The following is a 12,936-nucleotide window of genomic DNA, read 5'->3' as shown; positions in this document are numbered from 1 at the left end:
CGATGTCCGCCACCATCCTCGTCATCGACGACGAACAGCCGATCCGCCGCCTGCTCCGCAACACGTTGGAACGCGCCGGGTACCGCGTGGTCGAGGCGATGAACGCGGGCGACGCGCTGCAGGTGTTCCGCGCCGAACGCCCGAGCGCGGTGCTGCTCGATCTCGGCCTGCCTGACCGTGACGGGCTCGAAATGGTGCCGCTGCTGCGCAAGGCAGGGGAGGTCGTCATTCTCGTGATTTCGGCGCGCGACGAGACCGACCAGAAGGTCGCCGCGCTCGATCTCGGCGCGGACGATTATGTCACCAAGCCGTTCGATACAGAGGAATTGCTCGCCCGGCTGCGGGTCGCGTTGCGGCACCGCAGCCTGTCGAGCGTAGCGCCGAAGATCGTCCGTCGCGGCGATCTGGAGATCGACTTCGACGAGCGTACCGTGCGGCGTGGCGGCGAGGATCTTCACCTCACCCGCAAGGAGCACGACGTGCTGACGGTGCTGGCCCGCAACATCGGTCGGGTGGTGACGCACGACCGCATCCTCGCCGCCGCGTGGAGCCGCGAGGAAGATCCGCGCATCGAGTACCTGCGCATCGTCGTGCGTAACCTGCGCGGCAAGCTGGAGGCGCCGGGGCCGGTCGGCTCCGTCATCGCCAACGAACTCGGCGTAGGATACCGGCTGCTCGCCGATGGTTGACGGTTAGCGGTACGCGTCAGTCGCCAGTGCGCCGGGCCGGCCTGTGGTGGTCAAGACCTGATCGACCCTGCGCAGGCTGGCGTGGCCGTCGAAGCGGTAGCGTTCGATCCGTCGGTCGTCGGCGCATTGCAGGATGATCTGGTGTTCATCGTCGCTCCATGCCGCGCCTTGGCAGAGCCGACCGGTGCGCGCCTGCGCGACCATTTGCAGCGTGTCGCCGGCGACCGCAAGCACCACGATCGTGCCGGCGTCCTGGTGCTTTGGATCGGCGGGCGGCAGGTTGGTGCCGTCGAGCAGCGTCACCTCCAGAAACCGTCCCGATCGCGACAGCGCCAGCCCTTCGGCGGCGGGCGGCAGCGCCGGTCCCGGTGTGACGTGGAGCGTTGCGGTATCGACTGCGGCAACGAAGGTCTCGCTGCCGCCGGAGGCGATGCGCGACGCCGCGACATAGGCGGTGCGGCCATCCGGACTGAGCGCGATCCCCGAGGCGCCGCTGCCGACCTCGGCTGTGTCGGACGCGACGACCATCCCGCCGCCACCGATGGCGAGCCGGAAAATTCGGCCGCCGCCACCGACCACCAGCGCACTGGCGCTGTCGGGAAGGAAGCGCGCGGAGACCGGCCGCGACCCTGCCGGGAAGCCGACGGACCCCTGCGCAACGAGGTGACCACCAATGATGGCAAACGCCGACACGCTGTTGGCGCGCGCATTCGCGACCAGCACCCGTTTTCCGTCTGGTGCGACCGCGACGCCGCTCGCGCCTGCGCCGGCATGAACGGTTTCGATCAGTCTGGGCCGTGCCGGTGTCGTCAGATCGACCAGCGACACCGCGTCGCCTGCGGACAGCGGCGGGGCGCCGTCAGGATCGAACGCCTGCGACGCGCTGACGATCGCATAATGTCCGTCCGGCGTCAGCTTCACGCTTTCGGGCGGGCCGGTCATGCTGGCCGGCACCGCGATCGTGGCAAGCGTCCGCAGGCCGCTGGAATCGAGCGCGAGGATACGCAGCAGGTCCGGCGTCACCCCGGCGGATGTGTCGCCCGGCCGTACCGGCTTGCCGTCTTCGGCCGAAACCAGGATTTGCCGCGCGGTGACGGGCATGGTCCCGCACGTCGCGATGAGCAGACCGATGCCGACGACGCTCCTGATCCATCTGCGCTGTGCCATCGCCTGCTCCTTTGGTACGCAGCCTTAGCCGGGTTCCAGCGTTGGCGACAATCACAGGTCGTGACGCCGCGCGCGGGCGAGACGCGGGCGGGACGCGGGCGGGACAAATGGCCGGCTCGGGTGTTGCACATCGCGCGCAACCCGGCGATGAAGCCTGATTGCCGCGGAACGTCGCGCCTTGCATGGCTGCGGCTTGACGCGGTGCCTCGCTGTCGCTTCGGCGCGCGGGGCCGATTGTAATGGAGTATATAAAATGGCCAAACCGGTGAACGATATCGAGGCCGCCGCCGCCGAAATCGTAGAGTTGCGCACGATGTCGAGCGCGCCGACCACTGAGGCGCGGACGCTGGAACGTGCGCTGGGCGCGCAGATCCGGCTGCTCAGGCGGCGGCAGGACCTCTCGGTGTCCGATCTCGCCACGGCGGCGAGCATTTCGCTGGGGATGCTTTCCAAGATCGAGAACGGGCAGATCTCGCCTTCGCTGACGACGGTGCAGTCGCTCGCGCATGCGCTGTCGGTGCCGATTTCCTCGCTGTTCGAGAGTGTCGAGGAACGGCAGGATTGTTCGTTCGTGCCGGCCGGGCGCGGGGTCAGCATCGAACGGCGCGGCACCAAGGCGGGTCACAACTACCAGTTGCTCGGCCATCTTTCACGCGGCGACGTGGTGGTCGAGCCGTATCTCATCACGCTCAACGAGGAAGCGACGCCGCACACCAGCTTCAGCCACGCCGGAGTCGAGTTGATCCACATGATCAAGGGGGAGATCAAGTATCGCCACGGCAGCGAAACCTACCATCTGCGCCCCGGCGACACGATGATGTTCGACTCGGGCGCGCTGCACGGGCCCGAGGCGTTCATGGGGCTGCCGCTGCAATACCTTTCAATCATCGTCTATCCGCGCAACCACGGCTGAGCGCCTAGACTCCGTGGTGCGCGGCACCTATATACCGACCGGTATGGAACACGTTGACACTCTTGCGCCCCCGAAAGGGCGACCGCGCGAATTCGATCTTGATACGGCTCTGGCTGCCGCGCTGCGGGTGTTCTGGCAGAACGGCTACGAAAGCGCGTCGATGGCGGAATTGACCGCTGCGATGGGTATAACAAAGCCGAGCCTGTACGCCGCGTTCGGCAACAAGGAACAGCTGTTCCACAAGGCGCTCGACCTCTACGAACGCGACAAGCTGGCCTATACCGAAAAGGCGCTTGCTGCGCCCACCGCACGCGGCGTGGCAGAGCGTTTCCTGCGTGGCGCGCTCGAAATGCAGACGAGTTCGTGCGATCCGAAGGGTTGCATGGCGATCATGAGCGTCATCTCCTGCGGTGCCGAAGCCGAGTCGATCCGTGCGGATGTGATCGCGCGGCGTGCCTCATCGGAGGTGGCCCTGGTCGAGCGGTTCCAGCGCGCCAAGGACGAGGGTGAGTTTCCCGACGGGCTTGAGCCCAAGGCGCTGGCTCGGTTTCTTTATGCGATCATGCAGGGCTTATCGGTTCAGGCGAGCACGGGCACCTGCTGCATGGACCTGACCCAGCTTGTCGAAACGAGCCTGTCGGTGTGGCCGACCAAATAGGACGTCCGCTGGCTCTAAAACTAATTTACCTACCGGTACAGAATGCGGTTGACGCGGTGCAGGCGCTGATTATATACCGCTTGGTATCGAAGCCGGGATAGACAGCCCGGTGTAGCGGCGGAAGGGAAACGCCCATGAGAAAACCTACCGGCTGATTTTCAGCGGCCGCATGTACGCGTGCCGCTTTAGCGTTCCACATCATCTGCATCAAAAACACGGCGGAGCGTGACTCCACGGTCGCCGGTGTTTGCTCAATTCACCCAAGCCGCCGGCCCTCGCGACGCATCAGCGTTCGCGTAACGGTGCCACGCGGCTGCTCAAGGGGACTGACCATGGCCTATCTCGATCTCGAACATCCCTTCGCCGCCCCGGCGACCAGCCGCCAGAGCGCCGATGCGCCGGCTGCCCCCGCTTTCTCCGCGCTCGAATGGAGCGTCATCGCGGTTGCCCGCCGCGACAAGATCAGCAGCCTGAGCGAGCCCGGTCCGGTGTCGCGTGCGTTCGGCGGGCTGTTCGGTCTCGGCAGGACGTCGCGTTTGGCCGAACCGAAGCTGGAAACGCTGCGCCGGCTGGCGGTGCACGCATGGCGGCGTGGTTACGCGCTGCCTGCCTCCGAGGTCGCCGCGTTCCTGACGGCAGGCTTCAGCATGGCGCAGGCGGAGCTGCTGGTGGCGAGCGTCACTGGTGGCACGGTCGGGTCGCTGGCGTGGAAGATAGCGGCATGAACATGGAAACCCACATCGAGACCGCCGAGGCGAGACCGATCTCGCGCGGCTGGTCGAGGATGCCGGGTTGGAAGCGCTCGCCACGATCTTGCTGGCGGTGATCGGCTATGCCGGTGCTAAGCTGGTTGCGCCTGCGCCACGGTGGCGAGCCCGCTGGTGTGCGACGTCAACAAATGGCACGATTACGTCGGCCGCTTCTCGCCTAGCCGCTCGGTAAAGAAACGCTCGCGCGCCGATGGCGAAGTGGCCAGCGTCAACCGCGACGGCGATGTTGCGAGGAAAGGCCAGTTGCTGTTTACCATCGACGCGCGCCCGTATGCGTCACAATTCGGCGAAGCCAGAGCCAATGTCGGCAGCGCGGCCAGTCCGCTGACGCTGGCCGAATTCGTTCTCAGCCACGCTACCGGGCTACCGGGCTACCGGGCTAGCGCGCCAGCGGGAGGGCACGATCGACTTCCTGACGGTATTGGATGCGCAGCGGACCTTCGCCGACGCGGATGCGGACCTTGCGACGGCGGACGTCCGCATCGCGGATGCACAGGTCGATCTGTTCCGGTCCTTGGGGGGCGGGTGGTCGGCGCCGTCGGTCGCGACGACCGGCGCGGGCGATCATGCGGGGCGCTAGCCGCGTACGATGTTCAGGTGGAGCCGGTCAGAACCAGAGGCGGGCGAGGCAGTACAGTCCCACCCACAAGGCGAGACTAATCGGCAGCGCCGCCACGATGCCAGCGATCGGCCCGCGCCTGACACTGTTGTCGGCTTGCGTGTCCTGCGTCGCTTGCAGCTCGTAAGCGGCGACGATCGGTCCTTCATACATCTGGCATCTCCTTGATCGTAATATAGGAGGCCGGTTAAGAAATCGAAAAGCCGGGGGCTGCCCGTAGCGAATTTGTACGTAAGCCGGCGCTAACCGGATGCAACGCTTGCGACGAACAGCCAGCTACGGATCGCGCTGGCGAGATTCGGTGGGTCGGCGGCGGTGATCCGCACGGCATCGATCTCGGCGATCAGCGCGCTGAGCGGTAGTGCATGGTTGCGCGCCGCAGCTTCGAGCGCCTGCCAGAACACCGGTTCGAGGCTGATCGACGTCGGGTGTCCGGCGATCGTCACCGAACGTTTGACCGGGCCGGTGAACCCGGCCTGAGGCGCGACGATCCGCGTCAACGGACTGAACAGCCGTCTGTGCGGTTCGCCCCGCTGAACCCGACGGGCAGCGGCACGCCGAGCAGGTCGCGCAACGCGAGATCCGCGTTGCAATAGCGCCGTTCGCTGTGCAGCGTTGCGATTGTCCGGAACTGCAGCGGCGGGCCGATCCCATCACCGGTCTTTACCAGTCTATCGACTCGCACCGACGCGTGTTCATGGTCCGCCAGCGGCCGTACGGGCGTGGTATCGAGCCGCGCGCTCAGCACCAGGCTGGCCGGTGCTCCGCCGATGGTCGCGCGCGCGAACCGGACGGTGCCGAGGACACGCTCTCCGTCGAATGGAGCGTCGCGGATGATCTCGCCACCGTCCGCTGTGCTGGCCACGCCGACGGGATTGCCCTCGCTTGGTCCGGTCAACACCATCCAGACGTGATAGCCATGCGCGTTCCCATTGCCGCGCCATGCTTCGATGATCGTTGCAGCACCGCCGCCGGGCAGGAAGCCGGGCACGCGGTTGCTGCCGGGACGAAGCGTGATCGGCGCGAGTGGGTCAATCTTCGGTGCAGGTGCAGCCGCCACCGCAAGCAGCGCAAGCGGGAGCAGCGCCCGTATCACGGCGTATCGAACAGCGCCGCAAGCTGTTCGATGATCGTTCCGCCAAGCTGTTCGGCATCCATGATCGTGACGGCGCGCGCATAATAGCGTGTCACGTCGTGGCCGATGCCGATTGCGACCAGTTCGACCGGGGAACGCGTCTCGATCCAGCCGATCACCTGGCGAAGATGCCGTTCGAGGAAGCTGCCCGAATTGACGCTCAAGGTGGAGTCATCGACCGGCGCGCCGTCCGAGATCACCATCAGGATCTTACGCTCCTCACGTCGCGCGATCAGCCGCGAGTGCGCCCACAGCAGCGCCTCGCCGTCGATATTTTCCTTGAGCAGCCCCTCGCGCATCATCAGCCCGAGATTCGGCTTGGCGCGCCGCCACGGCTCGTCCGCCTGTTTGTAGACGATGTGGCGAATGTCGTTGAGGCGGCCGGGTTGCGCCGGACGGCCGGCGGCGAGCCACGCCTCCCGGCTTTGGCCGCCCTTCCACGCGCGGGTGGTGAAGCCGAGGATCTCCGTCTTGACGCCGCAGCGTTCCAGCGTGCGGGCGAGGATGTCCGCGCTGATCGCCGCGATCGAGATCGGCCGACCGCGCATCGAGCCGCTATTGTCGATCAGCAGCGTGACGACCGTGTCGCGGAACTCGGTCTCGCGCTCTATCTTGTAGCTAAGCGAAAGCATCGGGTTGACGACGATCCGCGCCAGCCGTGCTGCGTCGAGGATGCCTTCCTCCTGGTCGAAATCCCAACTGCGGCTCTGCTGCGCCATCAGCCGGCGTTGCAGCCGGTTGGCGAGTTTCGTGACCGCGCCCTGCAAATGGACGAGTTGCTGGTCGAGATACGCGCGCAGGCGGATCAGTTCGTCGGCGTCGCACAGATCGGTTGCCGCGACGACTTCGTCGAACTTCGTGGTCCACGCCTTGTATTCGAACTGCGGCGGGAAATCGGACGTCGGGCGGTTGGGGCGGGTCGGCAGCATGCCGTCCTCGCCGTCGTCGCCGGGTTCGCCTTCGCCATCGTCGAACTGCTGGTCGTCGCGGTCTTCACCTTCGCCGTCCTGCTCTTCGCTGTCGCTGTCGGAGCCGCGCGCCTCGATCTCGCCTTCGCCCTGTTCGCTCTCGGAATCGCCCTCGTCAGTATCGTCGGTCTGTTCCTGCTCGTCGGTGCCTTCCTCCTCCGAACCGCCCTCATCGGTTTCCTCGGGCACCAGTTCGCCCTCGACGAGATCGAGATCCTGAAGCAGTCGCGTGGTCAACCCGGCGAACGCGCGCTGATCGTCGATCGCCAGTGCCAGAGCGTCGAGGTTGCCGCCGGCGTTGCGTTCGATCCAGTCGCGCACCAGCGCAAGGCCAGGCGCGGCGGCGGCGGGGGACTGCTTCCCGCTCAGCCGCTCGCGTACGATCAGCCCGAGCGCGGTGGACAGCGGCACCTCGTCGCGGTTGCGCGCGCGGGTGATCGGATCGGTGCGCAGCTTGGCGTCGAGCGCTGTCGCGAGATTGTCGGAGATGCCGACAAACCCGCGTGCACCGATCGCCTCGACCCGCGCGTCCTCGACCGCATCGAATACCGCGCGCGCCACGGCTTCGGCCGGCGCACCCCGGTCGTGCAGTTTGGCATCGTGATGCCGCAGACGCAGCGCGAAGCCGTCGGCGAACCCGCGTGCCTCCGCCACCTGCGCGGCGGGCAGGTTGCGCGCCGGCATCGGCACCTTGATGTGCTTGCCGGATTGCACGGGCGCATCGGCGGTGAAGCCAAGCTCCACCTCCGGCTCGCGTGACAGCGCGCGCGTCGTGCCGCCGAGCACGGTCTTGAAGCGGTCTAGCGGGGTTTCGGTGGCCATCGGCTGTCCGGTTACGCCTTCGCGACCACGCTCTCGGGCAAGTCCTTGCCGAACACGCGCTGATAATATTCCGCCACCAGCGGCCGCTCGGCCTCGTCGCACTTGTTGAGGAACGACAGGCGGAACGCGAAACCGATATCACCGAAGATCAGCGTGTTCTGCGCCCAGGTGATGACGGTGCGCGGGCTCATCACGGTCGAGATATCGCCGTTCATGAAGCCACGCCGGGTGAGGTCCGCAACCTTGACCATCTGCTCGACGGTCTGCTTGCCCTCCGGCTTGTCGTATTCGCCCGACTTGGCCAGCACGATCTGCGCCTCCACCTTGGCGGGCAGATAGTTGAGCGTGACGACGATGTTCCAGCGGTCCATCTGACCCTGGTTGATCTGCTGCGTGCCATGATACAGCCCGCTGGTATCGCCGAGGCCAATCGTGTTGGCGGTGGCGAACAGACGGAACCACGGGGAGGGGCGGATCACGCGGTTCTGGTCGAGCAGGGTCAGCTTGCCCTCGGTCTCCAGCACGCGCTGGATCACGAACATCACGTCGGGGCGCCCGGCGTCATATTCGTCGAACACCAAGGCGGTCGGCGTCTGGAGCGCCCAGGGCAGCAGCCCCTCGCGGAATTCGGTGACCTGCTGGCCGTCCTTCAGCACGATCGCGTCGCGGCCGACCAGATCGATCCGGCTGATGTGCGCGTCGAGGTTGATACGGATGCACGGCCAGTTGAGGCGCGCGGCCACCTGCTCGATATGGCTCGACTTGCCGGTGCCGTGATAGCCCTGCACCATCACGCGGCGGTTGTGCGCAAAGCCCGCGCAGATCGCCAGCGTGGTATCCTTGTCGAACACATAGGCCGGGTCGAGATCGGGCACGCGTTCATCCGCTTCGCTGAACGCGGGAACCTCCATGTCCGAATCGATGCCGAACAGGTCACGGACCTTGGCCATGCGGTCGGGCGCGTCGAGGATCGTCGTCTCGCGGCTGTCGGGCTGGGTGTTGGGAATGTCGGTCATGTCGTCTGCGTACCGTGATAAGAGCTGTCGCGAAGCCCCCTAACGCATCGCGCGCGCAAACGGCACTCCGCTTTGTTCACTGCGAACGATATTGCCTTGCGTCAAGCCGTCTTCCCCACGCGTAGCGGCGGCATCGTACGTTACGTTCGATACTCCTGCGGCGCATCCGTCGTGCAAGATGAGTCAGGAGACGTTAGCGATGAGCAAGCGGATCTTCGTGAACTTGCCGGTCGACGACGTGACGAAATCGGTCGTCGCAGGTGGAAGGCGCGGGGCTGAACCCGGCCGCGCCGCCCGACGGCGGGCGGGCGCGAACCGGCGATCACGCGAAGGCGCGTGCACTCTTGAGGTGCGTGTAAGCCGCGATGACGTCCTGTAGCTTCTTCTCGAAGCTGCGATCGCCGCCGTTGCGGTCCGGATGATATTTGCGGACGAGCTCGGCATAGCGCTGGCGCAGGCCCCGCCGATCGACATCGGTCGACAGCTCCAGCACCTTCAGCGCGCGCCGATCAATGTCGGACAGCGGCTTGCCGTCCTGCCGCGACGCGGCCGCCTGGGTACGTTCGCGGAAACGCGCGCCGATCGCGTCGAGCGGGTCGGCGAAGTCGGCCCATTTCGGCGGTCGGTCGGCGCCGCCGTTGCCGGTGAAGGCGCGCGTCTCGCGTTCCCAGCCGGCATAAGGCCGCTGCGCGTCGTGAATCTCGTCCACGCTCATACCCGCGAAGAAGTTGTAACGGGCATTGAACGCGCGAACATGATCGAGGCAGAACCAGCGATACGGGCGCGGCCCCTCGAAGTCGTTCCTAGGCCCCTCCGCCGGCGCGCGGAACTCGCCGGGCAGGTCGCAGCCGGGTTCGTCGCACACGCGCGCGCTCCCTTCCACCCGCCCATGGAAGCGGACGTTCGGTCGGTCTTTCTTTTCGGTCTGGCGTGCCACGCCGGCTCCCTGAAATGCTGAAACGGACTATATAGGCGCGATGAACACGCTCGCCACCGGCTCCGTCGCGGATCAGATCGCCGCCCGTCTCACCACCGCGCTCGCGCCCTCGCTGCTGGAGGTGGTCAACGACAGCCACCACCACGCCGGCCACATGGGCGACGACAAGTCGGGGGAATCGCATTTCACCGTCATCATCGAAAGCGCGGCCTTTGTCGGCATCTCGCGCGTTCAGCGGCAGCGGCTCGTCAACCAGGCGCTGGCGGAGCTGCTCGCCGAGCGCATCCACGCGCTGGCGATCAAGGCACGCGCGCCGGGAGAATGAGATGAGCTATTCCTTGTGGTACTGGCCCGACCTGCAGGGGCGCGGCGAGTTCGTACGCCTCGCGATGGAGGCGGGCGGCATCGCCTATACCGATCGCGCGCGCGCCGCTGGCGCCGAGGCGTTGCTGGCGGATCTTGAGGGGCTCACCGGGCGCGGGGCGTTTGCGCCGCCGTATCTCGAAACCGAGGACGGCGTGGTGTCGCAGGTCGCCAACATCCTCGCCTACCTTGGTGAAAAGCATGCCATCGCGCCGTCCGGCCGCGCCGATCGCCAGTGGCTGAACGCGGTGCAACTCACCATCGCGGATCTCGTCGCGGAGGTGCACAACGTCCACCATCCGGTGGCGATGATGGGTTATTACGACGACCAGAAGCCCGAAGCGGCGCGCGCCGCCAAGCAGTTCCGGGCTGAGCGGCTGCCCAAGTTCCTGCGCTATTTCGAGCAGGCACTCGCCGCCAACGCGGGCGACTGGTTGATGGGGGAGACGTGGAGCTATGGAGACACCTCGCTGTTCCAGATCGTCGCGGGTCTGCGCTACATGTTTCCGAAGCGGATGGCGGCGATCGAAGGCAATTATCCAGCGCTGATCGCGCTGCACGACCGCGTCGCAGCGCTCGACGGGATCGCCTCATATCTCGCCAGCGATCGGCGGATCGCGTTCAACACCGACGGCATCTTCCGTCACTATCCCGAACTCGATGCGGCATGAGCGAACGCAAGCAACGCCCCGCCGCGCGCATCCTGTTGCTCGACGGGGCAGGGCGAATCCTGCTGTTCCGCTTCACGCCGCATGATCGGCCGCCGTTCTGGTGCACGCCGGGCGGCGCGGTCGATCCGGGCGAAAGCTACGAGGCGGCGGCGCGGCGCGAACTGTTCGAGGAGACCGGCATCGTCGCGGAACCCGGACCGCAGGTCGCGCGGCGCATCGCCGACTTCATCACGCTGGACGGTGTGCCCGTCACCGGCGACGAACGCTATTTCCTAATCCGCGCCGACACGGTCGAGGTCGATACCAGCGGCCACACCCCGCTCGAACAGCGGGTGATGCAGGAATGGCGTTGGTTCGCCCGCGACGAGATCGCCGGCTTTCCCGAACCGATCTTCCCGGTCGACCTGCTCGACATGCTCGCTACGCTGGAAACGCCATGACAGACGACCTCATCCTCCAGACTTTGCTGCCCGTCACGCACGATCTCGGTGGCTTCAAGGTGCATCGTACCTTGCCGGCGAAACCGCGGACGATGGTGGGGCCATTCATCTTCTTCGACCAGATGGGACCGGCTCATCTCCAAGCGGGTAACGGGATCGACGTGCGCCCGCACCCGCACATCAATCTCGCCACCGTCACCTATCTGTTCGGTGGCGCGATCGGGCATCGCGATTCGATCGGCAGCGACGTGCGGATCGAACCGGGCGCGGTCAATTTGATGACGGCGGGTCACGGCATCGTCCATTCCGAACGCTCGCCCGAGGACGAGCGCGGGCGCGGCCCGGAATTGTCCGGTATCCAGACTTGGCTCGCGATGCCCGAGAAGGACGAGGAAATGGACCCGGCGTTCGAGCATCAGTCCGCCGCCGACCTGCCGATGCTGCGCGACGGCGGCGTAGAGGCGCGCGTCATCATGGGCGATCTGTGGGGGCTGAGCGCGCCGACCACCAGCTATGCGCAGACGATCTATGCCGATATCGTGCTCGCCCCCGGCGGCAGCGTTCCGATCGACGCATCCGCCGATGAACGTGCGCTCTATGTCGCATTGGGCGAGGCGACGCTGGACGGCATGACGCTGGAGCCGATGACGCTGTACGTGCTGCGCCCCGGCACCACGCCGACGCTGCGTTCTGGTGCGGGCGGGCGGGTGATGCTGGCCGGCGGCGAGGCGTTCGCGACACCACGGCATGTATTCTGGAATTTCGTCTCCTCCAGCCGCGAGCGGATCAACGAGGCCAAGCGCGCATGGAAGGCCGGCGCGTTCCCCAAGGTACCGGGCGACGACAAGGAGTGGATTCCGCTTCCGGAGGTACCGCTCACGGTCAGCTACCCGTGATCCGTGTTTCGCTCGCCACGGGCGTCGCTCTCGACGTCGCGGTGGCGGGCGATCGGGCGCATCCGGCGATCATCCTGCTGCACGGCTTCCCCGAATCGCACCGGACGTGGCGGCACCAGATCCCGGAACTGGCGAAAACGCATTTCGTGATCGCGCCCGATCAGCGCGGCTATGCGCGCTCGTCCAAACCGGCGCCGCTGGAGGCGTATGCACCGGACAGGATCATGGCCGACGTGTTCGCGCTCGCCGACCATTTCGGACGGGACACGTTCACGCTCGTCGGGCATGATTGGGGCGGGGCGATCGCCTGGGGTGCGGCGATGAGCCGGCCCGATCGGGTGACGCGCCTTGTGATCCTCAACGCACCGCACCCGGCGCTGTTCGCGAAAACGCTGGCCAACCCGGCGCAGGCGAGAGCGAGCGGCTATATTGGCGTCATCCGGCGTACCCGGCTTGACCGGTCGCACGCGCTGGCGCGGGTGTTCGGCAGCCATGTCGTGCAGTGGCTCGCGGTGCTGGCGATAGGGCGTGAGCGAGCCGCGCATCTTGAGGAATGGAGTCAGCCCGGCGCGATGACCGGCATGCTGAACTGGTACCGCGCAGCGGCGGAGCAGCACGAAAACGCCCGACCGGAGCGGCCGGGGAACAGCTCGGGAGGTCTCGACGATCGTGTCGTCACGCAGCCGACGCTGGTGATCTGGGGAATGCGTGACCGTTATCTGTTGCCGGTCCAGCTTGACGGGCTTGCGTCGCTCGTGCCCGACCTGACGTTGGTGAAGCTCGACGCGGGGCATTTCATCCCCTGGGCGGCGGCCGATGCGGTCAACGCCGCGCTGCGCGGCTGGCTTGATCGCAGCTGACCTGCCCGGCGG

General features: G+C 66.5%; 16 protein-coding genes and 1 pseudogene. 10 read left to right on the top strand and 7 right to left on the bottom strand.

Translation table 11 applies throughout. The features are described 5' to 3' along the window. The first annotated feature begins 2 nt into the window (after window positions 1-2). Window positions 3-689 carry a response regulator transcription factor gene (locus OXR00_RS10350; RefSeq protein WP_267388204.1) on the top strand — a complete coding sequence of 229 codons (687 nt, stop codon included), beginning with the start codon at window positions 3-5 and terminating at the stop codon, window positions 687-689. Between the two features lie 3 nt (window positions 690-692). On the opposite strand, the gene OXR00_RS10345 is transcribed toward OXR00_RS10350, so the two are convergent. Then, window positions 693-1,856, bottom strand: a complete 1,164-nt coding sequence (locus OXR00_RS10345; protein WP_267388149.1) for a YncE family protein — start codon at window positions 1,854-1,856, stop codon at window positions 693-695. 253 nt (window positions 1,857-2,109) lie between these two features. Between OXR00_RS10345 and OXR00_RS10340 the strand changes: the two genes are divergently transcribed. From OXR00_RS10340 to OXR00_RS10325, 4 genes and pseudogenes are all read left to right on the top strand, one after another. Next, on the top strand, window positions 2,110-2,769 hold the full coding sequence (locus tag OXR00_RS10340; protein WP_267388148.1) for an XRE family transcriptional regulator: 660 nt from the start codon (window positions 2,110-2,112) through the stop codon (window positions 2,767-2,769). Window positions 2,770-2,812: 43 nt separating this feature from the next. Beyond that, a complete protein-coding gene (locus OXR00_RS10335; RefSeq protein WP_267388147.1) occupies window positions 2,813-3,427 on the top strand; it encodes a TetR/AcrR family transcriptional regulator in 615 nt (204 codons plus the stop codon). A gap of 332 nt (window positions 3,428-3,759) precedes the next feature. After that, window positions 3,760-4,152, top strand: coding sequence for a hypothetical protein (locus tag OXR00_RS10330; protein ID WP_242149195.1), 393 nt, complete (start codon window positions 3,760-3,762; stop codon window positions 4,150-4,152). Window positions 4,153-4,576: 424 nt separating this feature from the next. Continuing rightward, window positions 4,577-4,777 (top strand): annotated as a pseudogene (locus OXR00_RS10325) (TolC family protein); the annotation flags it as partial. A gap of 27 nt (window positions 4,778-4,804) precedes the next feature. On the opposite strand, the gene OXR00_RS10320 reads toward OXR00_RS10325, so the two are convergent. The 6 genes from OXR00_RS10320 to OXR00_RS10295 all read right to left on the bottom strand — a co-directional run bounded on the left by OXR00_RS10320 (window position 4,805) and on the right by OXR00_RS10295 (window position 9,694). Next, window positions 4,805-4,969, bottom strand: a complete 165-nt coding sequence (locus OXR00_RS10320) for a hypothetical protein (protein WP_267388146.1) — start codon at window positions 4,967-4,969, stop codon at window positions 4,805-4,807. Between the two features lie 89 nt (window positions 4,970-5,058). Beyond that, on the bottom strand, window positions 5,059-5,316 hold the full coding sequence (locus OXR00_RS10315; RefSeq protein ID WP_267388145.1) for a ribbon-helix-helix domain-containing protein: 258 nt from the start codon (window positions 5,314-5,316) through the stop codon (window positions 5,059-5,061). Next, complete coding sequence (locus tag OXR00_RS10310) at window positions 5,313-5,912, bottom strand: hypothetical protein (RefSeq protein WP_267388144.1); 600 nt, start codon at window positions 5,910-5,912, stop codon at window positions 5,313-5,315. Before OXR00_RS10310 ends, OXR00_RS10315 begins: the two co-directional genes overlap by 4 nt. Beyond that, window positions 5,909-7,741, bottom strand: coding sequence for a cobaltochelatase subunit CobT (cobT, locus tag OXR00_RS10305; protein WP_267388143.1), 1,833 nt, complete (start codon window positions 7,739-7,741; stop codon window positions 5,909-5,911). The genes OXR00_RS10310 and cobT overlap by 4 nt, the downstream gene beginning before the upstream one ends. Before the next feature lie 11 nt (window positions 7,742-7,752). Next, window positions 7,753-8,757, bottom strand: a complete 1,005-nt coding sequence (cobS, locus tag OXR00_RS10300; protein ID WP_242149205.1) for a cobaltochelatase subunit CobS — start codon at window positions 8,755-8,757, stop codon at window positions 7,753-7,755. Window positions 8,758-9,079: 322 nt separating this feature from the next. Continuing rightward, on the bottom strand, window positions 9,080-9,694 hold the full coding sequence (locus tag OXR00_RS10295; RefSeq protein ID WP_267388142.1) for a J domain-containing protein: 615 nt from the start codon (window positions 9,692-9,694) through the stop codon (window positions 9,080-9,082). Window positions 9,695-9,734: 40 nt separating this feature from the next. Between OXR00_RS10295 and OXR00_RS10290 the strand changes: the two genes are divergently transcribed. The 5 genes from OXR00_RS10290 to OXR00_RS10270 are packed head-to-tail and all read left to right on the top strand — an operon-like array spanning window position 9,735 to window position 12,924. After that, on the top strand, window positions 9,735-10,019 hold the full coding sequence (locus OXR00_RS10290) for a BolA family protein (protein ID WP_242149208.1): 285 nt from the start codon (window positions 9,735-9,737) through the stop codon (window positions 10,017-10,019). A gap of 1 nt (window position 10,020) precedes the next feature. Then, the gene (locus OXR00_RS10285; protein WP_267388141.1) at window positions 10,021-10,728 is read left to right on the top strand and encodes a glutathione S-transferase; all 708 of its coding nucleotides are present in this window, start codon (window positions 10,021-10,023) and stop codon (window positions 10,726-10,728) included. Further along, window positions 10,725-11,168 (top strand): NUDIX domain-containing protein, encoded by a 444-nt coding sequence (locus tag OXR00_RS10280; RefSeq protein ID WP_267388140.1) that lies wholly within the window; start codon window positions 10,725-10,727, stop codon window positions 11,166-11,168. The genes OXR00_RS10285 and OXR00_RS10280 overlap by 4 nt, the downstream gene beginning before the upstream one ends. After that, window positions 11,165-12,064, top strand: coding sequence for a pirin family protein (locus OXR00_RS10275; protein ID WP_267388139.1), 900 nt, complete (start codon window positions 11,165-11,167; stop codon window positions 12,062-12,064). Before OXR00_RS10280 ends, OXR00_RS10275 begins: the two co-directional genes overlap by 4 nt. Beyond that, complete coding sequence (locus tag OXR00_RS10270) at window positions 12,061-12,924, top strand: alpha/beta hydrolase (RefSeq protein WP_267388138.1); 864 nt, start codon at window positions 12,061-12,063, stop codon at window positions 12,922-12,924. The genes OXR00_RS10275 and OXR00_RS10270 overlap by 4 nt, the downstream gene beginning before the upstream one ends. The last annotated feature ends 12 nt before the right edge of the window (window positions 12,925-12,936 follow it).

Source organism: Sphingomonas sp. GC_Shp_3 (assembly GCF_026540945.1).
GTDB lineage: Bacteria > Pseudomonadota > Alphaproteobacteria > Sphingomonadales > Sphingomonadaceae > Sphingomonas.
The sequence above is the reverse complement of the archived record's forward strand: the minus strand, read 5'-3'. Positions and strand labels throughout refer to the sequence as shown.